General features: G+C 73.3%; 16 protein-coding genes and 3 pseudogenes. 4 read left to right on the top strand and 15 right to left on the bottom strand.

Features of this window, described 5'->3' with window-relative positions; translation table 11 throughout:
- Positions 1–41: 41 nt before the first annotated feature.
- The 3 genes from CRP52_RS06655 to CRP52_RS06645 all read right to left on the bottom strand — a co-directional run bounded on the left by CRP52_RS06655 (position 42) and on the right by CRP52_RS06645 (position 3,057).
- Positions 42–761, bottom strand: coding sequence for a TetR/AcrR family transcriptional regulator (locus CRP52_RS06655; RefSeq protein ID WP_097235547.1), 720 nt, complete (start codon positions 759–761; stop codon positions 42–44).
- An 86-nt stretch (positions 762–847) separates the two neighbouring features.
- On the bottom strand, positions 848–2,170 hold the full coding sequence (locus CRP52_RS06650; RefSeq protein WP_097235546.1) for a helix-turn-helix domain-containing protein: 1,323 nt from the start codon (positions 2,168–2,170) through the stop codon (positions 848–850).
- Between the two features lie 125 nt (positions 2,171–2,295).
- A complete protein-coding gene (locus tag CRP52_RS06645; RefSeq protein ID WP_097235545.1) occupies positions 2,296–3,057 on the bottom strand; it encodes a DUF4232 domain-containing protein in 762 nt (253 codons plus the stop codon).
- 349 nt (positions 3,058–3,406) lie between these two features.
- On the opposite strand from CRP52_RS06645, the pseudogene CRP52_RS39265 reads away from it, so the two are divergent.
- Positions 3,407–3,601 (top strand): annotated as a pseudogene (locus CRP52_RS39265) (response regulator transcription factor); the annotation flags it as partial.
- A gap of 92 nt (positions 3,602–3,693) precedes the next feature.
- Here CRP52_RS39265 and CRP52_RS06635 read toward each other — a convergent pair.
- Positions 3,694–3,939: a hypothetical protein gene (locus tag CRP52_RS06635; RefSeq protein ID WP_097235543.1), complete on the bottom strand. Its 246-nt coding sequence runs from the start codon at positions 3,937–3,939 to the stop codon at positions 3,694–3,696.
- A complete protein-coding gene (locus CRP52_RS06630) occupies positions 3,936–4,271 on the bottom strand; it encodes a hypothetical protein (protein ID WP_143685665.1) in 336 nt (111 codons plus the stop codon). Before CRP52_RS06630 ends, CRP52_RS06635 begins: the two co-directional genes overlap by 4 nt.
- Positions 4,272–4,514: 243 nt before the next feature.
- Here CRP52_RS06630 and CRP52_RS06625 point away from each other — a divergent pair, with 243 nt between their 5' ends.
- Entirely contained in the window at positions 4,515–5,834 is a 1,320-nt protein-coding gene (locus CRP52_RS06625) for a YhgE/Pip domain-containing protein (RefSeq protein WP_097235541.1), read from the top strand.
- A 188-nt stretch (positions 5,835–6,022) separates the two neighbouring features.
- Here CRP52_RS06625 and CRP52_RS06620 read toward each other — a convergent pair.
- The 6 genes and pseudogenes from CRP52_RS06620 to CRP52_RS06600 form a co-directional block, all read right to left on the bottom strand.
- A pseudogene (locus CRP52_RS06620) lies at positions 6,023–8,192 on the bottom strand (FdhF/YdeP family oxidoreductase).
- A 316-nt stretch (positions 8,193–8,508) separates the two neighbouring features.
- On the bottom strand, positions 8,509–9,420 hold the full coding sequence (locus tag CRP52_RS06615; protein ID WP_097235540.1) for a LysR family transcriptional regulator: 912 nt from the start codon (positions 9,418–9,420) through the stop codon (positions 8,509–8,511).
- On the bottom strand, positions 9,421–10,356 hold the full coding sequence (gene fdhD, locus CRP52_RS06610) for a formate dehydrogenase accessory sulfurtransferase FdhD (RefSeq protein WP_097235539.1): 936 nt from the start codon (positions 10,354–10,356) through the stop codon (positions 9,421–9,423). It lies immediately after the preceding gene.
- Positions 10,344–11,102 (bottom strand): MFS transporter, encoded by a 759-nt coding sequence (locus tag CRP52_RS39260; RefSeq protein WP_257032319.1) that lies wholly within the window; start codon positions 11,100–11,102, stop codon positions 10,344–10,346. Before CRP52_RS39260 ends, fdhD begins: the two co-directional genes overlap by 13 nt.
- A 127-nt stretch (positions 11,103–11,229) precedes the next feature.
- Positions 11,230–11,787 (bottom strand): annotated as a pseudogene (locus CRP52_RS39255) (MFS transporter); the annotation flags it as partial.
- 237 nt (positions 11,788–12,024) lie between these two features.
- Positions 12,025–12,498 (bottom strand): GreA/GreB family elongation factor, encoded by a 474-nt coding sequence (locus tag CRP52_RS06600; protein WP_097235538.1) that lies wholly within the window; start codon positions 12,496–12,498, stop codon positions 12,025–12,027.
- 450 nt (positions 12,499–12,948) lie between these two features.
- On the opposite strand from CRP52_RS06600, the gene CRP52_RS06595 reads away from it, so the two are divergent.
- Entirely contained in the window at positions 12,949–14,391 is a 1,443-nt protein-coding gene (locus CRP52_RS06595; RefSeq protein WP_097235537.1) for a glyceraldehyde-3-phosphate dehydrogenase, read from the top strand.
- Between the two features lie 200 nt (positions 14,392–14,591).
- A complete protein-coding gene (locus CRP52_RS06590; RefSeq protein WP_097235536.1) occupies positions 14,592–15,365 on the top strand; it encodes a hypothetical protein in 774 nt (257 codons plus the stop codon).
- A gap of 285 nt (positions 15,366–15,650) precedes the next feature.
- On the opposite strand, the gene CRP52_RS06585 is transcribed toward CRP52_RS06590, so the two are convergent.
- The 4 genes from CRP52_RS06585 to CRP52_RS06570 form a co-directional block, all read right to left on the bottom strand.
- The gene (locus CRP52_RS06585; protein ID WP_097235535.1) at positions 15,651–16,958 is read right to left on the bottom strand and encodes a carbohydrate-binding protein; all 1,308 of its coding nucleotides are present in this window, start codon (positions 16,956–16,958) and stop codon (positions 15,651–15,653) included.
- 298 nt (positions 16,959–17,256) lie between these two features.
- Positions 17,257–18,231, bottom strand: a complete 975-nt coding sequence (locus CRP52_RS06580) for an Lrp/AsnC family transcriptional regulator (protein ID WP_179852620.1) — start codon at positions 18,229–18,231, stop codon at positions 17,257–17,259.
- A complete protein-coding gene (locus CRP52_RS06575) occupies positions 18,221–19,858 on the bottom strand; it encodes an MFS transporter (protein WP_097235534.1) in 1,638 nt (545 codons plus the stop codon). The genes CRP52_RS06580 and CRP52_RS06575 overlap by 11 nt, the downstream gene beginning before the upstream one ends.
- A gap of 129 nt (positions 19,859–19,987) precedes the next feature.
- Entirely contained in the window at positions 19,988–20,947 is a 960-nt protein-coding gene (locus CRP52_RS06570; protein WP_218893074.1) for a LysR family transcriptional regulator, read from the bottom strand.
- Between the last annotated feature and the right edge of the window lie 98 nt (positions 20,948–21,045).

Below are 21,045 nucleotides of genomic sequence, written 5' to 3'. Positions count from 1 at the left end.
GCCCGGCCCGCGTGCCGCCAGTCGTCCCGGCCGACGTGCCGTCAGCCGTCCGGTCCGGTGTCCGCCGACCGGAGCCGGGCCGCGGCGGCGTCGAGGAGCAGGTCCAGCGCGTACGGGTAGCCGCTGCGGCGCATGTCCGAGGTGAGCAGGTGGGCGGTGGCGGCGATGTGCGGGTGGGCCGCGGCGTCGAGGCGGGCGTAGGAGGCCTGCCAGACCTGGAGGTCCGCAGCCGCGGCGGGCGCGGGCAGGGCGAGGGCGGCGGCGTCCAGGGCGGCGAAGGCGAGGCTCTGGTCGACGAAGGCGTGGTAGACGCGGACGGCCTCCGCGTCCGGGAAGCCGGCGGTGCGCAGGGTGCCGAGGATGGCCTCGACGGCGGCGATCTCGTGGGTACGGCCGGTGGTGCGGTGGGCGGCGAGCAGCGCGGCCTGCGGGTGGGCCTGGTAACTGGCGTGGATGCGCAGGCCGATGGCGCGCAGGTCGGCCCTCCAGTCCCCGGTGGGCTGCCAGCCGTGCTGGGCGCGGCCGATGAGCTCGTCGGCGATCGCGAGCAGCAGGTCGTCGGTGCTGTGGAAGTAGCGGTAGACCGCGCTCGGGTCGGCGCCCAGTGCCGCGCCCAGCCGCCGTACGGTGAGCGCCTCGGCGCCGTGCTGTCCGATCAGCCGGATCGCGGTGTCGACGATCAGCCCGGCCGAGAGGACGACGCCCTGCTTGGTGGGGCGCCGCCGCCTGCGCTGCGGTTCCGGGACTACGCGATCGCTCATCCCGGCAGGCTATGTCAACCACGTTGACGTGGAGAAGACCCCGGACGGGCACCGGACTCGCCGGCCGTGCGCACCGCCCGGGGCGCTCAACCGTCGACGGGGGACGGGGCCCAGGCCTTGCCGTTGTAGAAGTAGCCGGGCGCGCCCCGCAGGCCCACGGTGCGGAAGGGGCGGCCGTTGTCGTCCACGCGCAGCGTGCCGTGGCTGAGGCCGCTGTTCCACTTCAGTTCGAGGTACCAGGTGACGTCCTGGGAGAGCGTGGTGGCGTCCACGTCGATCACCTGCGGGTCGGTGTCCGAGACCCGGTAGGGGAAGTCGGTGACCGGGGTCTTCTTCGTACCCTCCCGGCCCGCGACGGGGACGGCGTGCGGTGAGGGCGAGTCGAGGTCCACCGCGAAGGACGCCGGGACGAGGGCCCCGCCGCAGCCCGCGCCGGGCGTGTAGGCGTTCCACTTCGGCGCGGGCTGGGTGCTGACGATGTGCACGTACACGTCGTTCAGCACGACCGGGGTCGGGTTCTTGCCCAGGGCGGTCAGCTCAAGGCGCAGGTGCCCGGCCGGTACGGCGTGCTGCCCGGCCGCCCAGCTCCCGGTGCGGGCGGCGGAGTCCGGGGGCGGGGCCACCTGGGAGGGGGTGCGGGAGGAGAGGAACCACTGGCCGCAGGGGCTGCCCCAGTTGTCGGCGAGGACGTTGACGTGGAACGGGGCGGTGTTCTCCTCGGGCGATGGGGAGGAGGTGGGAGAGGCGGCGGCGGGGGATCCGGCGGTCGGACTGCCGGTGGCGTCCGGGGGAGCGGCCGCGGGCGCCGTGGCGGGCGTCGTGGCGGCGGGCCCGCTGACCGGGGTGGGGGCCGCTGCGGCCGTCGGGGAGGTGGTCGTGTCCGTCGCGCCGCCGCCCTCGCGCAGCACGAAGACCGAGACCAGCGCGGCCAGGGCGGCGACGGCCACGGCGCTCAGCAGCACGCGGGTGCGGGTACGGCGGCGCGGCTCGACGGACGGGTCCACGGGGCGCACGGGTTCCACCTCCTCTGCGGGTGCGTTTGCGGGTGCGTTGGTGTTTGCGGGCACGGGCACGGGTGCGCTTGCGGGCTGTGGCGCGGGCGCGGGCTCCGGCTTGGCGGTGGCAGCCTGGGCCGTTGCCGTACCGGCCGCACCCGCCTCCCGCCGCCGGGCCGCATCGGCCAGGATCCAGCGCCGGTGCAGCTCGACCAGTTCCTCGTCGCGTGCCCCGCAGGCCCGGGCCAGGCGCTCCACGGGCGCGTACTCCGCCGGAACGGCAGCGCCGTTGCAGTAGCGGTGCAGCGTGGAGGTGCTGACGTGCAGCCGGGTCGCCAGCGCGCCGTAGCTGCGGCCGGAGCGCTCCTTCAACTCCCGCAGCATCGCCGCGAACTCGTCGGTCTCCACACCCATGCGCCGTCCACCCCTCGCCCCGGACCGGCCCCGGATCTGCTCGAAGCCGCAGCTCACGGTACCGGCTCTACGCCGGAGCGCTCGGGGGAGGGGCAGCACGGCGGCCCCGCGACCGACCGCCCCGCTCAGGACTGCCGGTCCGCGGTGGCCGCCGAGGCGGCCGCATCCGCCACGCTGTCGCGGTACAGGCCCAGCTTCGGCCTGAGCACCTTCGCGCCCTGCCCGAGCGGGAAGTTCAGCGTCTCGGCGACGGGCATGTGGTCCCCGTCGGCCAGGACGTTCACCTCGTCGACACCGGACACGGTGCCGGAGCCCGCCCCACCCGGGTTGAGGTCGAGCACCGCGTACGCCGTCCGGCCGGGCGCCACCGGGTACGCCGGGGCACCGCCCAGCCCGCTGGGCACCAGCGGCCTGACGTCCTTGCCGCGGTCGGCCGAGTGCGAGTCACCGAGGCTCAGCAGCGGGTAGTAGCCCAGACCGCAGGCCGTCGTCCCCTGGTTGCGGACCTCGATCACCCGCTGGCTCGGCGCCCCGGCCCGGCTGGTCACCCGGACCGACAGCTTCTTCGACTCGCAGGGGTGGGAGTACGCGTAGCTGTCACCGCCGCCCCCGCCCGGGGCAGCGGGCGCAGCAGGCGACTCGGCGCGCCCCGGAGCGCCGTTGGCGGCAGGCGTGGCCGAAGCCCCTGACACCGGTGCAGCCGAAGTACCGGCCAGCGGCGCGGCCACCGTCCCGGCCGTCGGAGCCGAGCCGGCCGGGGCCGCCTGGGTGGGCTTCGCCGACTGCTGCGCACCGCCCGAACCGCCACCGGACTGGCAGGCGGTCAGGCTGAGCGCGGCCCCGAGGGCGAGGGCAGCCGGGACGAACAGAACACGACGAACGGACATGGAGGTTCCCCCGTGACAGTGGTGGATGAACGAGCAGACCGGGCGGCCGGGCCAACGCCACCGGCCGCCGACCACCACAGTGGCCCCCCGCCCGTCCCACCCGCCAGACCTCCCCACCCAACCGGGACACTGGAACGGTCTCACCCCCTCTGACCTGCCCTTTCTCCCTCACCTGGAACGCCCCACCGGAACGCCTCGGCGCCACCGGAACGCCCGGCAGCATCGCCTTCCCCCGACCGGGGGGGTGGGCCCAGACCCACCCCGCACCGGAGGACAGGGCCTGTTGCCGCTGCGCGGGCTGCTCGGACCGCCCCTCGGTCTCCTCCCGGCGTCCGCCGGCCTCGCCCTCGCCCGCGACGTCCTCGCGATGATGGCCGGGGGCCGCTCCAACGCCGCGATCGCCCAACGCCTCCACTTCAGCGAGGGCGCGGTCAGCAATCACACCTCCACCATCTTCGCCAAGCTCGGCCTCGGCGCCTCCGACGACGACAACCGCCGCGTCCTGGCCGTACTCGCCTACCCGGACGGAACCCGCCCGGCGTAGGAACCGGGGGAACCGGAAGTGGGTGGGACCGACGTCCGGTGCGGGCACGCAGGTCGTCGGTCGGCGCCCTTCCCGCGGTGCGATCTGCTGCCCTACGACCCGTCCTCACTGCCGTCCTCGCTGCCGCCGCCGCGGATGACCTGGGCGCGGCGGAACAGCTCGTCCGTCTCGGCGGCGAGCACCCCGCCCAGCAGCAGGCCCGGGTGGTAGAAGGATCCGGTGGCCTTGGCCACGGCGGTGGCGGACAGGTCGATCTGGTCCAGGCCGGTGCGGCGCAGCCCCTCGATCGAGGTCGCCCAGACGACCTGGCCGATGCCGGCCCAGGCGCAGGCGCTCATGCACATGGGGCAGGGTTCGGGGTGGTGTACAGGGCGGTGTCGGCCCATGCGGGACCGCCGTAGGGCTGTCCGTAGTCGTCGATGGCGACCATTTCGCCGTGCTGGGTCGGGCTGTCCGCGGAGGCGGTGCCCCGGGCGACCACCCGGCCGGAGCGGACGATCACCGCGCCGAAGGGGTAGCGCTCGTTGCGGCGCCCCTCCTCGATCGCCGCCGCCATGTGGTGCTCGTGGCTCCGCGGCGCGGCGGCAGTCACGGCGACGGCCGCCGCCGGTGCCGCGTACGGCGCGAGCCCCACCGCGCCGACCGAGCCCATGAAGTGACGCCTGCTCAACACCGCGGTGTGCTCCGTCCGGTCGGTGTACGGGGGTTCCGCAGCATTGTCCGCGGCCACGTCCCTCCAGGCCGGCGTTCCTGCCCGTTCGCGTGGTGGTGGCCGAACAGGCCCGCTTGGCGGTCCCGGTCGTTGGGGCGACGGCCGCCCGGGTGACGCGGGGTTTGTCCCTCCGGCTGCCACGGAACGACTTCCCGCCGTACCTGACGCGGCACCAGGTTGTGCCCGAACCCGAGGGGTGGCATGGCGACCGCAGGCTCCCAGGAGGCTCCCCGGCAGGCCCGGGCGCTCTCGCTCGCCCGGCGTCCGAAGCTGTGGCTCTTCCCCACCGTCCTGTGCGGCCTGCTGGCCGTCGTCCTCTCACTGCTCTACATGGGCGGCATCGTCAATCCGACCGGCCATCTGCACCGGCTGCCGATCGCCCTGGTGAACGCGGACCGGGGCGCACCGCCGCCCGGCCAGCCGGAGAACTTCGGCACCCGGCTGACCAAGGCGATCGTGGCCGGCACCCCCGGCCGCACCGTCGACTGGCGGCAGGTGGACCAGGCCGGGCTCCGCGAACAGCTCGCCGCCGGTAAGGTCTACGGCGCGCTGGTCGTCCCCGAGGACTTCACCGCCGCCGTCACCGCGCTGGTCACCGGCGGGGCCACCGAACGGCCGACCCTGACCGTACTGACCAACCCCGGCCTGGGCAGCCTCGGCTCCTCGTTGGCCTCCCAGATCGCCCAGAACGCCGCCCACCAGGGCTCCCAGGCGGCAGGCCGTGAGCTGCTGGCCGCCCTGCCGGCCACCCCCGCCCCGGGCTCGGCCACTCCCGCGGGCCCGGACACCGGAGCCACCGCCCGACTGCTGCTCGCCGACCCGTTCGCCGTCGCCACCCAGGTCGGCCACCCGATCGGCAGTCACAGCGGGCTCGGCCTGAGCGCCTTCTACTTCACCCTGCTCGCCGTCCTGACCGGCTTCATCGGCGGCAACATGATCCACAGCGGTGTCGACACCGCCCTCGGCTACAGCGACAGCGAGATCGGCCCCTGGCACACCCGCCGCCCGACCGTCCCGATCGACCGCACCCAGACCCTGCTGCTCAAGATGGTCATGACGGCCGGGATCATGCTGCTCACCACCTCCCTGGTGATGCTCTGCACGGTCGGCATCCTCGGCATGGACGCCCCGCACCTGGCGATGCTCTGGCTCTTCGCCTACTGCGCCAGCCTCGCCGTCGGCCTCGGGGTGCAGGCGATCAACGCCGCGTTCGGCGGGATCGGGCAGCTGGTGTCGATGTTCGTCTTCATCGCGCTGGCCCTGCCCTCCTCCGGCGCGACCGTCCCGCTGCAGGCGGTGCCCGGCTTCTACCGCTTCCTGAGCGTCTTCGAGCCGATGCGCCAGCTCAGCGACGGCATCCGGGCCATCCTGTTCTTCGACGCCCGGGGGAACGCCGGGCTGGCCCGCGGCTGGATCATGATCGCCATCGGCGTGGTGCTGGCCCTGGCGTTCGGCTTCGGGATGACCCGCTACTACGACCGCAAGGGCCTGCACCGCTGGACGCCCCAGCCGAGCGACTGAGCGGTCGGAGGGCCGCATGAGGTCCGCTCATGCCTTCGCGCATGAGCGGACCTCATGCCGTGGTGGCCATGAACAACTCTCATGCCGCCTTGCGTATGAACAACTCTCATGCGGAGGTCATGAACAACTCTCATGCCGTGGCCATGAACGACGCTCATGCCGTGCTGCGTGAGCCGAGCTCATGCCCCTCATGACTTCGTCACGGTCACCTTGAGGTGCTTCATGATCGGCTGGTCGCTCTGGGTGCTGTAGTCGCCGATCGCGCACAGCACGTTCATCTCCGGCATGTACCCGGCCGCGCGGGATGTCGTACGGGACGGCCAGGTAGCCGGTCACCGAGCGGGTGCTGCCGTCCCGGGCGGTGCTGGTGACGTCCACCCGGTCGAACTCGTCGATGCCGCGCTCACGCATGTCGTCCTTGTTCAGGAAGACCAGCGTGCGCAGGTTCTTCACGCCCCGGTAGCGGTCGTTGTCCGAGTAGATGGTGGTGTTCCACTGGTCGTGCGAGCGCATGGTGCCCAGCGCCAGGGTGCCGGGCTCGGGGACGACGTCGGGCAGCGGGGCGGTGGAGAACTCGGCCTTCCCGGAGGGGGTCAGGAAGACCAGCTCGCGGGCCGGCTGCTTGATCCGGAACCCCAGCGGCAGCCGCACCCGGCGGTTGAAGTCCTCGAAGCCGTCCAGCACCCGTGCCATGGTGTCGCGGATCCGGTCGTAGTCCTCGATGTACCACTCCCACGGGGTGGGGCTGTCCGGCAGCGCCGCGCGGGCCATCCCGGCGATGATCGCGGGCTCGGAGAGCAGGTGCGATGAGGCCGGTTTCTTCATGCCGACCGAGAGATGAACCATGCTCATGGAGTCCTCGACCGAGGTGGACTGCACCCCTCCGCGCTGGTGGTCCTTCTCGGTGCGGCCCAGGCACGGCAGGATCAGCGCGCTGCGGCCGTGCACCAGGTGGCTGCGGTTCAGCTTGGTGCTCACCTGGACGGTCAGCTCGCACCGGCCGAGTGCCTCGTAGGTGTAGGGCGTGTCCGGTGCGGCGAGCGCGAAGTTGCCGCCCATGCCGACGAAGACCCTGACCGCGCCGCGCCGCATCGCCTCGATGGTGGCGACGGTGTCCAGGCCGTGCTCGCGCGGCGGCTCGATCCCGCACACCTCGGCGAGCCGGTCCAGGAACTCCCCGTCCGGCCGGTGGTCGATGCCGCAGGTGCGGTTGCCCTGGACGTTGCTGTGCCCGCGCACGGGGGACGGCCCGGCGCCCTCGCGGCCCAGGTTGCCGCGCAGCAGCAGGAGGTTGACGATCTCCCGGACGGTGTCCACACCGTGCTCGTGCTGGGTGATGCCCAGGCACCAGCTGAAGATCGAACGGTCGGCGTCGCGGTAGATCCGCGCGGCCTTGAGGACGTCCGCCCGGCCCAGCCCGCTCTGGCGCTCGATCTCCTCCCAGGGCGTGGCCGCGCAGACCTCCCGGTAGGCCTCGAAACCGGTGGTGTGGCGGTCGATGAACAGCTGGTCCAGCGCCTTGTCGTCGGTCGCGGACTGCTCCAGGACGGCCTTCGCCATGCCGCGCAGCAGCGCCATGTCGCCGCCGATGCGCGGCTGCAGGTTCAGCGTGCCGGTGCGGGTGGACTTGTTCAGCGCCATGTCCGTGAAGTCGTGCGGGATGATCGTCCGCCTTGCCGCCGCCTCGACCAGCGGATTGACGTGCACGATCTGCGCGCCGCGCTTGAACGCCTCGGCGAGCGCGGTCAGCATCCGGGGCGCGTTGGAGGCCACGTTGACGCCCAGGATGAACAGCGCGTCGGTGACCTCCCAGTCCTTGAGGTCGACCGTCCCCTTCCCCGTGCCGAGCGCGGCCTGCAGGGCCCGCCCGCTGGCCTCGTGGCACATGTTGGAGCAGTCCGGCAGGTTGTTGGTGCCCAGCTCGCGGGCCATCAGCTGGTACAGGAAGGTCGCCTCGTTGCCGAGCCGGCCGGAGGTGTAGAACGCCGCCTGGTTCGGGTCGTCCAGTCCGCGCAGGGCCCGGCCGACCAGGTCGAAGGCCTCCTTCCAGCCGATCGGCACGTAGTGGTCGGTGGCGGAGTCGTACACCATCGGCTCGGTGAGCCGGCCCTGGTCCTCCAGGGCGAAGTCGCTCCACCCGGACAGCTCGGTCACCGAGTGCGCGGCGAAGAACTCGCGGCCGACCCGCCTGCGGGTCATCTCCCAGGTGACGTGCTTGATGCCGTTCTCGCAGATGTCCAGGTGCAGGCCCTTGGTGTCGTCGGGCCAGGCGCAGCCGGGGCAGTCGAAGCCCCCGTTCTCGTGGTTCATCCGCATCACCGCGCGCGGCCCGTCCACGTACGCGCCCTCGCGCACCATGAAGCGGGTCACGCTCTTGGCCGCGCCCCAGCCCGCGGCCGGGTGGTGGTACGGCTCGAACTGCGGAGCCCCGTCGGGGGAGGGGCCCACCTCGGGCTCGGGCCGCTCCTGGGCTGGGGTGGTCCCGGCGTGGGCGGGTGTGGTCCCAGCGCTGGTCCCGGCGTCATCTGAGGTGGTCACGGCACATCGCCTTCCGTCGCGGGGGTCGGGATTCGGCGGACACCCGGCGCTCGGGTCGAGGCTATGGCGGGCGCCCACCGCCCGCGACCCGGGCCGAGCGGGCCAGGGCAGGCCGCCCGGCCCGGCGGCACTCCGGTCAGGGCAGGCTGCCCAGGACGGCGGCGATCTCGGTGCGCCGGGCGACCTCCAGCAGCGCCCGCGCCATCACCGAGCCCGGCTCCCGGGCGGCGATCACCAGCCCGATCGGTGCACTGTGCACCGGCTCCACCAGCGGGACGGCCTGCATCCCGGGCGGCACGCCGAACACGTGCAGCCAGGCGTACGGCACCACGCTCGCCCAGTGCCCGGTGCGCACGTGGGCGAAGAGCGAGGCCACCGAGTCCGTCTCGACCCGCGGCGTCGGCGCCAGCCCGAGGCCCGCGAACACCTCGTCCAGCACCCGTCGGCCCTGCATGCCCGGGTGCAGCAGGCACAGCGGCAGCCGGGAGGCCTCCTCCCAGGTCGCCCGGGAGTGGCGGGCCGGTCCGTCGGCCGGGCTGGTCAGCAGGACGTACCGCTCCTCGTAGAGGGGGAGCGTGCGCAGGTCGTCGGCGCCGGGCCCGGGCAGGTAGGTGATGCCCGCGTCGATCTCGAAGTTCCGTACCTGGCGCAGCAGTTCCTCGGAGCGCAGATCGGTGGACAGCTCCACGGTGGCCAGCGGATGGGCGGCGCAGAGCGGCCCGGTGAGCAGCGAGACGGCGCCCGAGGCGGTCGGCACCGAGCCGATCCGCAGCCGTCCGCTCAGACCGGTGCGCAGGGCGTCCACCTCGTCCCGCAGGGCGTCCCGGTCCGCCAGGATCCGCTGCGCCCACCGAACGATCCGCTCGCCCTCGGGAGTCAGCCCCTCGAATGCTCGCCCGCGACGCACCAGCAGCACCTTCAGCTCGTCCTCCAGCTTGCGGACGGCCTCGGACAGGGCGGGCTGGGAGACGTGGCAGGCCTGGGCGGCCCGGGCGAAGTGCCGCTCCCGGGCGAGGGCGACGAGGTATTCGAGCTGGCGGAAGAGCATCTACTCGGCCTTGAGGGCGGCGGCCCCGTGGCCGGTGGCCGGCTCCGTGTCGATGCGGCCCTCGGTGCGGTCGGTGTCGATGCGGCCCTCGGTGCGGTCGGTGTCGATGCGGCCGGTGTCGATGCGGTCCGTGCGGGTGTAGACGTTCATCGATTCGCCGCGCAGGAAGCCGACCAGGGTCAGGCCGCTCTCCTCGGCGAGGTCCACGGCCAGCGAGGAGGGCGCGGAGACCGCGGCGAGCATCGGGATGCCCGCCATCACGGCCTTCTGCACCAGCTCGAAGGAGGCCCGGCCGCTGACCATCAGCACCGTGCCGCGGGCCGGCAGCAGGCCCTCCCGCAGGGCGTGGCCGACCACCTTGTCCACGGCGTTGTGCCGACCGACGTCCTCGCGCAGGCAGAGCAGCCGCCCCTCCGCGTCGAACAGGCCCGCCGCGTGCAGACCGCCGGTGCTCTCGAAGACCTTCTGGGCGGCGCGCAGCCGGTCGGGCAGGGCGGACAGCAGCGCGGGGGTGACGCGCAGCCCGTCCTCGGAGACGCTCCAGGGCGCGGTGGTGCGCACCGCGTCCAGGCTGGCCTTGCCGCACAGGCCGCAGGAGGAGGTGGTGTAGAAGTTGCGCTCCAGCGAGGCGTCGGGGGCGGGCACACCGGGGGCGAGCACGACGTCGACGATGTTGTAGGTGTTGCCGCCGTCGGCGGTGGCGCCCGCGCAGTAGCGGATCCCGGCGACCTGGTCGGCGGCCTGCAGGGCGCCCTCGCTGACCAGGAAACCGGCCGCCAGGTCGAAGTCGTTGCCCGGGGTGCGCATGGTCACCGTCAGTGGGCGCCCGCCGACCCGGATCTCCATCGGCTCCTCGGCCGCCAGGGTGTCGGGGCGGTGCGAGGGCGTGCCCTGGCGCAGGCGCAGCACCCTGCGCGGAACGGTCACTCGGCCCATCGTCGTCGGCTCCTCGGTGGTGGTGTCGGTCTCGGTCTCGGTCCGGACTGTACGGACTGTACGGACGAACCCTCGCTTGGATCGTCGTTCGGATCCTCACCCGAATCCTCGCTCGTCCCCGACCCCGTCCCCGACCCCGACCCCGTCCCCGACCGCGCCGGGTCCGCCAGCGCGGGCAGGTGGCTGCGGCTGTGCGCACCGGTGACGGCCAGGCAGAGCACGCCCACGACGGCCATGCCCACCAGCAGGGCCGGGTAGGAGGCGTGGCCGGCCGTCCCGGCGAGCAGCAGCGGGGTGAGGAAGCCGCTGGAGATGGTGCTCTGGTAGAGCGAGGCGGAGGTCGGGCCGCGGCTCCGCGTCGCCAGTCGTTCCACCTCGTGCAGTCCCGCGCCGAGCGTCAGCCCGTACCCGGTGCCGAGGACGACGGCAGCCACGAGCACCAGCCCCACCGAGTCGCGCTCGGCGGCGAGGGCGCCGATCAGCAGCCCGGCGATCACGGTGGCCATGGCGGTGAGGGTGGCCCGGGCGCTGCCGTGGTCGTCCAGACGGGCCGCGAAGGGCTGGGCGAGCACGCCCATGGTGAGCGTCAGCGCCGCCACCAGGCCGCCGAACAGCGGCGCGTAGCCGGGCACGCGGTCGGCGACGAGCGGGGGCAGCACGACGTACGCCACGGTGGCGGCGCCGAGGACGGCGGGGCTGGCAGGGAGCACGACGTAGCGGAACCGGGGGTTGCTGGACGGCCGCACGGTGCTCCGCCACGGTGGCCGCACCGGCGTGGGCCCCGGCAACGCCATCGACCCAGCCGCCGTTACGGGCTGTCGCCGGCAGCGTTGCCGTTTCGGGGAGCCGGCGGGTGGCGCGCAGCACCAGCAGGCAGCCCAGGGTGTGGGCGAGCGCGGGCAGCACCGTCGGGCCGGGCAGCCACTCGGCGAGCACCCCGGTGGCCAGCGCGCCCGCCGCGAAACCGGCTCCGGTGGCGTACATCGCACGGCGCGCCGAGGTCTCGGGCGGGACGGACGGCCCGGACAGCTCCCGCAGCCAGGTCGTCCCGGCCAGGAAGACCAGCCCGGCCGCGAAGCCGGTGACGGGCCGGGCGGCGTACACGGCGGGCTCGTCCGCGACGGCCAGTACGGCGCTGGCGACGGCGGACAGCACCAGTGCGCCGCGCACCACCCGTCGGCGGCCGTACCGGTCGGCGGCGGGGCGACCCAGCAGCAGACCGGGCACCAGCCCGACCAGGTAGACCGAGAACATCGCGGCCAGCGACAGCGCCGACCAGTCGGTGCGCGCCCGGTAGACGGTGGCCAGGGCGGTGAACTGGTTCGCTCCCCAGGCGGCCACGGCCACGGCTGCCGCCGCCGGGAGCCAGCGGCGGGAGGCGCGGGAGGCGACCGGCGTCGGAGCCGGGGCCGGGGGCAGGTGCGTGCTCATGCTCTGCGCTGCCCCATTTCCGGATCTCGGATTTCCTGGATTCCTTTTGTCCAGTGTGTTGTCGGCGGTCGAGAACCGTCAAAGCGGAAATTCCGCTGAGCTGATAGGCGGCGCTTATCGAGGGATTTTCCTTCGCGCCTGCCAAGGGCGTGCCGCATTTCCCCGACCGGGCGGGCGACCGGGAATTCCCCACATGGCCGCCCGCCCCGTCGGAGGCCGTCACACCGCCGGAGGCCGCTACTCCCCGCCCCCGCGGCCCACCGCCACCACGACCGCGCTGGCCGCTCCGCCCGGCGTCTCGTAGTTCACCGTGTCCCCGGCGTGGCGGCCCAGCAGTGCCTTCCCGAGCGGGCTGTCGGCCGTCACCAGGGTCAGCTCCCGCTCCTCGGCGAGCTCGGAGACCTCGACGGTCTCCTCCTCCCCGTCCGCGAACCGCACGGTGACGGTGGACCCCACCCCCACCACCTCGGTGGACGGCGCACCGGCGACCGACGCCTCCCGCAGCCGTCCCTCCAACTCGGCGATCCGCCGGTCCAGCCGCGTCACCTCCGACGCCCGCTGCAACTCGTCCGCCGCATCCGCCCGGTCCCCCACGGGCTCCACCCCACGCAGCGTCGCGGCCACCTGCTCCCGCTCGGCCCGTAGCTGTGCCAACTCCTCCTGCACCGCGTGCAGGCCCTCAACACTGATGGGTTCGGGACCACCGGTCATTGCTGCTCCCGGGTCTCTCGCGGAACGGATCTCTCACGGAACGGATCTCTCACGGAAACGGGTCTCTCCCGGAACGGACCTGTCGTGGAACGGATCTGTCGCGGAACGCTCGAATTACCGGCCGCCTCCCATTACCCCACCCCACCCGGCCCCGGGCAACTCCGTGCCGCGGTACCGCGGTCCAACTCCGGCTCCGCCTCCGCCGGTTCGATCCCCTCGACCTCGTTCGGCCGTCGTAGGAGGTCCCGCCGTGTATCCGTGACGAGGGCCGCCCGCGCGGGGTCCCGGAGCAGGCCCCGAGGGTGGCGGTGATCACCTTCCGGGGTGGGGCGGCGGAGGAAACCGCAGGTGGGCGGGGTGGCGCAGGCGCGGGAAGGCGGGACCGGCCGCTGGGCCACGAGCGGGCGAAGCTACCATGTGCGCAACACCCTCAGCTCGAAAGATGGACTTGTGACTGTCAACGACGACGTGTTCACGGACTGGAAGAACCGCGAGGAGATCGCGGAGTCGATGATCCCGATCATCGGGCGGCTGCACCGGGAGCGGGACGTCACCGTTCTGTGCCACAGCCGTTCCCTGGTGAACAAGTCGGTGGTCAGCATCCTCAAGACGCACCGTTTCGCCCGGCAGATAGCGGGCGAGGAGCTCTCGGTCACCGAGACGATGCCGTTCCTGAGCGCGCTGACCGCCCTGGACCTCGGCCCCTCGCAGATCGACCTCGGCATGCTCGCCGCGACGTACAAGGCGGACGACCGCGGTCTGTCGGTGGAGGAGTTCACCGCCCAGGCCGTCGCGGGCGCCACCGGCGAGAACAAGCTGGAGCGCCGGTCCGCCCAGGACGTCGTGCTGTACGGGTTCGGTCGCATCGGCCGACTGGTCGCGCGGCTGCTGATCGAGAAGGCCTCGGGCAACGGCCTGCGGCTGAAGGCCATCGTCGTGCGCAACAGCGGCGGCGACGACCTGGTCAAGCGGGCCTCGCTGCTGCGCCGTGACTCCATCCACGGCCAGTTCCAGGGCACGATCACCGTCGACGAGGCGAACAACAAGATCATCGCCAACGGCAACGAGATCACGGTGATCTACTCCGACGACCCGACCAAGGTCGACTACACGGAGTACGGGATCCGGGATGCGATCCTGATCGACAACACCGGCCGGTGGCGTGACCGTGAGGGCCTGTCGAAGCACCTGCAGCCCGGCATCGCCAAGGTCGTGCTGACCGCCCCGGGCAAGGGCGACGTCCCGAACATCGTGCACGGCGTCAACCACGACACCATCAAGCCGGACGAGCAGATCCTGTCCTGCGCTTCCTGCACCACCAACGCCATCGTCCCGCCGCTGAAGGCGATGGAGGACGAGTACGGCGTGCTGCGCGGGCACGTGGAGACCGTCCACTCGTTCACCAACGACCAGAACCTGCTGGACAACTACCACAAGGCCGACCGTCGCGGCCGCTCGGCACCGCTGAACATGGTGATCACCGAGACCGGTGCCGCCTCGGCCGTCGCCAAGGCCCTGCCGGACCTCGACGCGAAGATCACCGGCAGCTCGATCCGCGTGCCGGTGCCGGACGTCTCCATTGCGATCCTCAACCTCCAGCTGAAGCGGGAGACCAACCGCGAGGACGTCCTGGAGTACCTGCGCAACGTCTCGCTGACCTCGCCGCTGAAGCGCCAGATCGACTTCATCGACTCGCCCGACGCCGTCTCCAGCGACTTCATCGGCTCGCGCCACGCCTCGATCGTGGACGCCGGCGCGACCAAGGTCGAGGGCGACAACGCGATCCTCTACCTGTGGTACGACAACGAGTTCGGCTACTCGTGCCAGGTCGTCCGGGTCGTGCAGTACATCTCGGGCGTCGAGTACCCGACGTACCCGGTTCCGGCGGTCTGACCGGACTGCGGTAGTTCGTCGGTGGGGCGGTGACCGGTCGGTCACCGCCCCGTCGGCGTTCCCGGGGCCGGTACCGGGCGGCCGGGACGCTGCCGGACGGGCGTCCGGGGCCCGGCGGTGGGCGGGGGCGGAGCTGCGGCTATGTTGAGGGATCACTGACAGCCGGAGGGAGCGGGGCGATGGGGATGGGTGGTCGGCGGATGGCCGCCGCAGTGGCGACCGGGGTACTGGTGGCGGTGCTGGCCGGGTGCTCGTCCGGGGGGTCGAAGGACGTCAAGGGGGCGGCGCCGGGGGTGCCGAGCGCGGCCGGGGCGAGTACGGCCGGGGCTGCCGGCACGGCTGCGGCGACCGCGCCCGCCGCCGTTGGGACCGCGTCGGCGCCGGCCGGTGCCGCCTCCGGGGCTGCCCCGGCGCCCGCGGGTGGGACCGCGCCGGCCGCCGCGGAGACGCCCGGGGCGGACCTGGAGGGCGTGCTGCTGGACGACAAGGTGGTCGGGCAGGTGCTGCCGGACGCCAAGGTGATGGCCGGGTGGGAGGAGGAGAAGCGCAAGGTCGACACCGCCGACCACACCGTCACCTGCACCGCCGCCGTGCCCTGCACGGGCAAACCGCTCAGCGGGTCGGTCCGGTTCTCCTCGGGCGACGTGGTCACCCGCTTCATCGTCGAGACCCTGCCCAGCCGGGACGCGGCCAAGAACCGGCTGAAGGAGTCGTACGCCTCGTACGCCGCCGGGCCGTTCAGGAAGCTCGACGCCCCGGCACTGGGCAGCGAGAGCCAGGCGTTCCAGGGGCCGCTGGCCGAGGGCGAAGGCGTCGGCATCGTCGTGCGCTCGGGCACCGTGGTGGCGAGCGTGACCACCGAGGGCGGCCCGGTGGACGTGGCCGCGACGCGGCGGTTCGCGGTGATGCTGGTCAAGCGGATCGAACAGGCGCAGGCGGGCAAGACGCCGGACGCCGGGCTCGGCCTGGCCTGACGGGCGGAGGCGGTCGGGGTCTTCTCCTCCGGTGCGCTCCCCGCGGTGGGAGGGCGCTGGGCTGGGGAAACGGTTGCCGAATGGCGCGGCAGCTCCGACGGCAGCCACACCATCCGCACCCTGCCCGCCGCGGCCAAGCCGGAGCCGGGCACCACCGTGACCCTGGCCCCGCGCCCAAGCCGGCGGGGCCCCGGGGGTGCGCCCCCGGGGCCCGCGTACCCGTGGGTTCCGTCGTGCGGTTCCGGTGTACGGGTTTTCGCTGCGCGATCTCGTCGCGCGGCTCGGTCAGCAGGGCCCGTCGTCGGCCCAGACGCCCCACTGGCCACTGGCGGTCGGCACCTCGTTGAGCGTCCACCACTTGGCGTGGTAGTTGTGCCCGTTGTACGAGACCTTGGCGCCCGCGGTGTACGTGGTGCTCGCGCTCCAGGGCGGTGCGGTGCAGGTGCCGGGGGTGGTCGGCGGGGTGGTCGGGGGAGTCGTGGGCGGGGTGGTGGGCGGCGTGGTGGGCGGGGTCGCGCCGGCGAACTTCACCGTGTACTTGGTGAAGTCCCAGTCGTTCTGCGCCACGCTGGAGCAGGAGCCGGACAGCCCCGGGTCCACCGGGCCCGGGCACTGCCGGTCCCGGTTGACCGACCAGTAGGTGTACCGGGCCAGGCCGTGGGCGGTGGCGAAGTCCAGTACGGTCTGGAAGTCGGCCTGGCGGAAGTACTCGGCGGCGTCGGTGCGGCCGTTCATCATCGACACGCCCTCGTGGGCGTACGCGGTGGCCTCGTTCCAGCCGAAGGTGCTCTGCAGGATCTGGTTGAACTTCACCAGTGCGTCGGTCTGCGCCGCCGCGCCGTTGAAGCCGCCGTCGAACGGCATGATCGAGTAGTTGTTCGGCGTGAAGCCCTGCGACTTGGCCTCGTTGAGCATCTGGGTCCCGAACCAGCCGGTGCCCGCGTTGGTGCCGGCGGTGGTGATCGAGACGTACAGGCCGGGGTTGTTCTGCTGGAGGATCCGCGCGGCGCCGATCTCGTTGTGGATGGCCGCCGTGTTCTCGTACTCCGGTTCCTCCAGGTCGAAGTCGATCGCCTTGAGCTGGTACTTGGTGATCACCTTCTGGTACCCGGCGGCGGTTGCCTCGGGCGTGCCGCAGACCTGGCCCAGCTTGGTGCCGCCGTACCCGCCGACCGACACCGAGACGTCGCCGCCCTTGCCGCGGACGGTCTGGATGACGTTCGGCATGGTGGTGTCGGTGTCGATCGAGGAGGTGCCGCCCCAGGCGGGGGAACAACTGTTGCCCTGGGCAAGGATGAACGCCAGCTGGAAGGCCTTCTGGCCGGTGGCGTCCATGACGGCGGCGGCGTCCGGCGGGCTGTTGTCCTCGGGCATCAGGTACGGCGCCGAGGCGTACCAGTTGCTGCCGAGGCCGGCGGCGGCGGTGACGGCGGTGGTGTCCGCGGAGGCGGAGCCGGTGCCGGCCAGTGCGGCGAAGCCTCCGGCGACCAGGCCGAGCACGCCGGCCACGGCGAGGGCGGCCCGGCGGGGGCGACGTCGGTGTTCCGGCAGGGTCTGCGGGCTGACGGGGTGTGGGGGATGAGCGCGTTCCATCGGAAGCCTTCCAGGAAACGGCGGTGGGGGAGGTGCCCGTACGCGCGCCGGAGGTGGGGGTGGCGCGGCGGCGGGCCGAACGACCCAGGGACGTCCGGTGGTTGCCGTGGGCTCCCACTGGTATAGACCTGTCCCGGAGGGCGGGTCAAGACCCGGCGGGAGGGAGGAGTGGTGAACGCTGCGTGGTGACTCCCGTGTGGTGGCTCCGTGTTGGTGAACCCGGCGAATCCCGCCGGCACGACCCGGGCTTCGGCGCTGCGTCGGTGTCGTCGGTGCCCTCCGCCTCCTCGTGGTCCGGTCAGGGGAGTCCACGGACCGGGGGAGCCGGGACGGGCCCGGCGGCCTTGAGGGTGCGCAGGACAGGGGCGGTCTCCAGGGCGGCGATCTCCGGGACCGCGCCGAGCCGCTGTGTCAGGTACCGGTGGAGGTCGGCCGGGTCGGTGCACAGGGCGAAGGCGGCGAGGTTGCTGGGGCCGGTGGTGGCGGCGACGAAAGCGAGTTCGCGGTGGGTGGCGAGGACGCGGCCGACCCGGTCGAGATGGGCGGGGGCGACGCTCAGCCAGAGCAGCGCCTGCATGCCCGCGCCCAGCAGCCTGGCGTCGAGTTCGATGTCGAGGAACACCGTTCCGTCCGAGCGGAGTTCGGCGAGCCGGCGGGCCACGGTGGCCGGGGTGCGGCCGGTCGCGGCGGCCAGATCGCCGAGGGGTGTACGGCCGTCCCGGTGGAGTGCGCCGAGCAGGGCGTGGTCGGCTTCGTCCAGGCCGCCGGACGGTGAGGTCACGGCAGCCGGGTGGAGCAGGGCCTGCTGTTCGTCGGTGAGCGCCTCGGTGCTGACCGGCCAGGCGGACGGGCCGCCCCGGTAGGTGTGCAACAGGCAGTGTGCGGAGACGGCGGTGACGGCCGCGCTGCGGGGGATGTCGCGCAGCAGCAGGGTGTGACCGGCGGCGCCGGGGCCGGTGTCCACGATGGCGGTGATCTCGGTGCCGCCGGAGGCGAGCTTCACCCAGGCGGTGTCGGGGCGTCGGACCAGCGCCTGGGCGAGGTTCAGGGCGGTGTGCGGGCCTGCGGTGAGGCGCAGCAGCCACTGGGTGCGCCCGGCCCGGTGCGGATCGGCCAGCCCGACCACCCGCAGCCCGGCCTCGGCCCGTAGCCGCCGGTAGCGGCGCGCGACGGTCTGCGGGGAGACGTCGAGGACGGCGGCGATACGGCTGAACGGGGCGCGCCCGTCCACCCGTAGGGCGTGGACGAGCGCGCGGTCGAGTTCATCGAGCACGGGTGGGCTCCCGTCGGTCGGACACACCGTCCGATTCTGCCGTGCGCGCGGCGGGGGGAGCCTGGTCGCTGGGGTGGGAGTCGGGATCGGAACCGGCGTGGGCGTCGCTGCAGCCATCGGCGCGGGCATCGGCGCGGGCGTCATGAGTGGTGCTCATGACGCGTGCGGCCACGGCGACGGCGGCCAGCACACCGAGCGCCATCCAGCAGGCGTGCTGGGCCCCGGCGGCCTGCGGGGCGGACAGGTAGATCCGGCCGAGCACCGCGACGCCCAGCGTGGAGCCCAGCTGCTGCACGGCGTTGAGCAGGCCGGCCGCCGAACCGGTCTCCTGCGGTCGCAGCGGCCGCAGGGCGGTGGTGAAGAAAGCGGGGGTGAACAGCCCCTGCCCGAGTCCGACCACCGCGAGCGCGTACGGCAGCAACTCCGGCCGTTCGCCGGTGCGGTAGGCAGCGACGGCGGCGACCATCCCCGCCGCCATGACGGCGATCCCGGCGGGCATCACCCGCGCTCCGTACCGCCGGACCAGCGACGTGCCCGCCCACACTGAGCCCACCGCGAGCCCGGCCGGCATCGGCAGCAGCGTCAGCCCGGAGGCCAGGGCGTCGGCACCGCTGCCGAGTTGGAGCTGAAGCACGACGACCAGGCTGAGCCCGGTCGTCGCCGCGAAGGCGAGCGCCAGGGCGGTCAGCGCGGCCGGGAACCGTGCGGTGGTGAACAGGCTCGGCTCGACCAGCGTGTCGGCGCCGCGCCGGGCCCCGCGGCGCTGGTGGACGGCGAAGCCCACCGCGACGGCCGCCCCCAGGACCGCTCCGGCGGCCGTCCAGCCGGGCGGTGTGCTTCCGGCGGCCAGGAGCGGCAGCACAACCAGCCCGGTGGTCAGCGCCGCGAGCGCGCTGCCGACCGGGTCGAGACCGGGGCGGCGCGGGGCGCGGTCCTCGGTCAGCTGCGGGGCGAGGGCGAGAACTGCCAGCGCGAGCGGAAGGTTGACCAGGAAGACTGAGCGCCAGGAAGAGCCGAACAGGTCGGCGTGGGTGAGCACCCCGCCGAGTACCGGCCCGGAGACCGCCGCAAGGCCCATCACCGGCCCGATCGTGCCGAGTGCGCGAGCCGTCTCCGGGCCGCGGAACATGGTCTTGATCAGGCCGATGGTCTGCGGCACGATCACGGCCGCCGCCGCGCCCTGGACGGCCCGGAACACGAGCAGCGTGCCGAGGGTGGGCGCGCAGGCACAGGCCAGCGAGGCGAGCAGGAAGCCCACGACGCCGACCCGGAACACCCGGCGCCGTCCGGCCCGGTCGCCGAGCCGACCGCCCGTGAGCAGCAGGACGGCGAACGGCAGCGTGTACGCGGTGGTGAGCCAGGGCACGGCGGCGGCCGGGCCGCCCAGGTCGGCGCGCATGCGCGGCGCGGCGACCTGGACGATCGTCGCGTCCAGCAGGTTCATCGCCTCGGCGGTGAGCAGCGCGCAGAGCGCCCACCAGCGGCGGGGGTGCGGGCGTGCGGGCGCCTGGTGCGTAGACGCCTGCTGTTCGGATACCTGCTGTTCGGATACCTGCTGTTCGGATACCTGCTGTTCGGATACCTGCTGTGCGGACTCCTGCTGTTCGGGCGTCGGGTGTGCGGACATCGGGGACTCCCTCGGGTGTACGGCTGGAATGCCGTCACCCTGCGCCCGTACGCCCGCGCCGACCAGTCACGGCCGCCCGGGGCGGTGGGAAATTCCACCGACCCGGCCTTTGGCGCCGAAAAACTCCACTCAGCCAGGTGCCACCACCACTGCCGTTGCCGTCGCCGCCATCGTCAGCGCCCCCGCCCTGGCCTTGGCCCCGGCTTTGGCCTTGGCCTTCGTCATCGCCCCCACGCCGGCCAGCAGACCGCTGGCCGCCGGCGACCACGGCCGGCTGGCCGGCCCGGTCAGCGTCAGCGTCCGGTGGACGGCGGGGCGGATCGGGACGAGGACGCAGTCGGCCGGAAGCATGGTCACCGCCAGCGCGGGAATCACCGAGATCCCGACACCCGCGTTCACCATGCCGATCAGGGTGTTGAGGTCGCGGATGCGGTGCCGGGGCGCGAAGCGGGCGCCGGCCCGCCGGTAGGCCTCGCGGATGTGGCGCTCGCATCCGCCCTCGGAGAGCAGGAAGTCGTCGTCCTCCAACTCGGCGACGTGGATGCTCTCCTGGCCGGCGAGCGGGTGGTCGCGGCGCAGCAGCGCGTGCATCGAGTCGGCGCCGAGCGCGACAGCCCCGGGCTGCAGGGGCCCGGTGTCCACCAGGACGGCGGCGTCCACCGTGCCGGCTTCCAGCCAGGCGGCCAACTCGGCATCCTCGCCCTCGAAGACCCGGACGGTGACCTCCGGGTACGAGGCCTTCCAGTCCCGCAGCAGCCCGGGCAACAGCGACTGGCAGACGGTGGTCGGCGCGGCCAGCCGTACGGTGCCGGTCAGGCCGCCGGTGTGCTGGGTGGCGATGGTGCGCACCGCGGCGGCGGAGGCGACGGCCGTCCGGGCGTGCGGCAGGACCTGCTCGCCCAGCGGAGTGGGCCGGCACGGGGTGCCGCGCATCAGGACGGGTGCGCCGAGGGCCCGCTCCAGCGCGCCGACGGCGTGTGAGACCGCGGACTGGCTGATACCCAGCTCGTCGGCGGCCGCGCCGAAGCTGCCGGTGTCGGAGACCGCGACCAGTGCCCTGAGCTGGGCCAGGTTGACGTCCGCGCTCACCGGACGCGCTCGGTCATGGGACCTCGGGTCATGAGACTTCCTCATCCAGGCCGGAGTGCCACTTGTTGGACTCATGGTCGGGCGGCACAGCATCCTCT

Source organism: Streptomyces sp. 1331.2 (assembly GCF_900199205.1).
Classification (GTDB): Bacteria; Actinomycetota; Actinomycetes; order Streptomycetales; family Streptomycetaceae; genus Kitasatospora.
The sequence above is the reverse complement of the archived record's forward strand: the minus strand, read 5'-3'. Positions and strand labels throughout refer to the sequence as shown.

Coding starts and splice junctions, on each gene's coding strand:
- CRP52_RS06575 (WP_097235534.1), bottom strand. CDS start 19,858: ATGTCCGCACACCCGACGCCCGAACAGCAGGAGTCCGCACAGCAGGTA.
- CRP52_RS06645 (WP_097235545.1), bottom strand. CDS start 3,057: ATGTCCGTTCGTCGTGTTCTGTTCGTCCCGGCTGCCCTCGCCCTCGGG.
- CRP52_RS06590 (WP_097235536.1), top strand. CDS start 14,592: ATGGCCGCCGCAGTGGCGACCGGGGTACTGGTGGCGGTGCTGGCCGGG.
- CRP52_RS06600 (WP_097235538.1), bottom strand. CDS start 12,498: ATGACCGGTGGTCCCGAACCCATCAGTGTTGAGGGCCTGCACGCGGTG.
- CRP52_RS06585 (WP_097235535.1), bottom strand. CDS start 16,958: ATGGAACGCGCTCATCCCCCACACCCCGTCAGCCCGCAGACCCTGCCG.
- fdhD (WP_097235539.1), bottom strand. CDS start 10,356: ATGGGCCGAGTGACCGTTCCGCGCAGGGTGCTGCGCCTGCGCCAGGGC.
- CRP52_RS06615 (WP_097235540.1), bottom strand. CDS start 9,420: ATGCTCTTCCGCCAGCTCGAATACCTCGTCGCCCTCGCCCGGGAGCGG.
- CRP52_RS06650 (WP_097235546.1), bottom strand. CDS start 2,170: ATGGGTGTGGAGACCGACGAGTTCGCGGCGATGCTGCGGGAGTTGAAG.
- CRP52_RS06635 (WP_097235543.1), bottom strand. CDS start 3,939: ATGAGCGCCTGCGCCTGGGCCGGCATCGGCCAGGTCGTCTGGGCGACC.
- CRP52_RS06655 (WP_097235547.1), bottom strand. CDS start 761: ATGAGCGATCGCGTAGTCCCGGAACCGCAGCGCAGGCGGCGGCGCCCC.
- CRP52_RS06625 (WP_097235541.1), top strand. CDS start 4,515: ATGGCGACCGCAGGCTCCCAGGAGGCTCCCCGGCAGGCCCGGGCGCTC.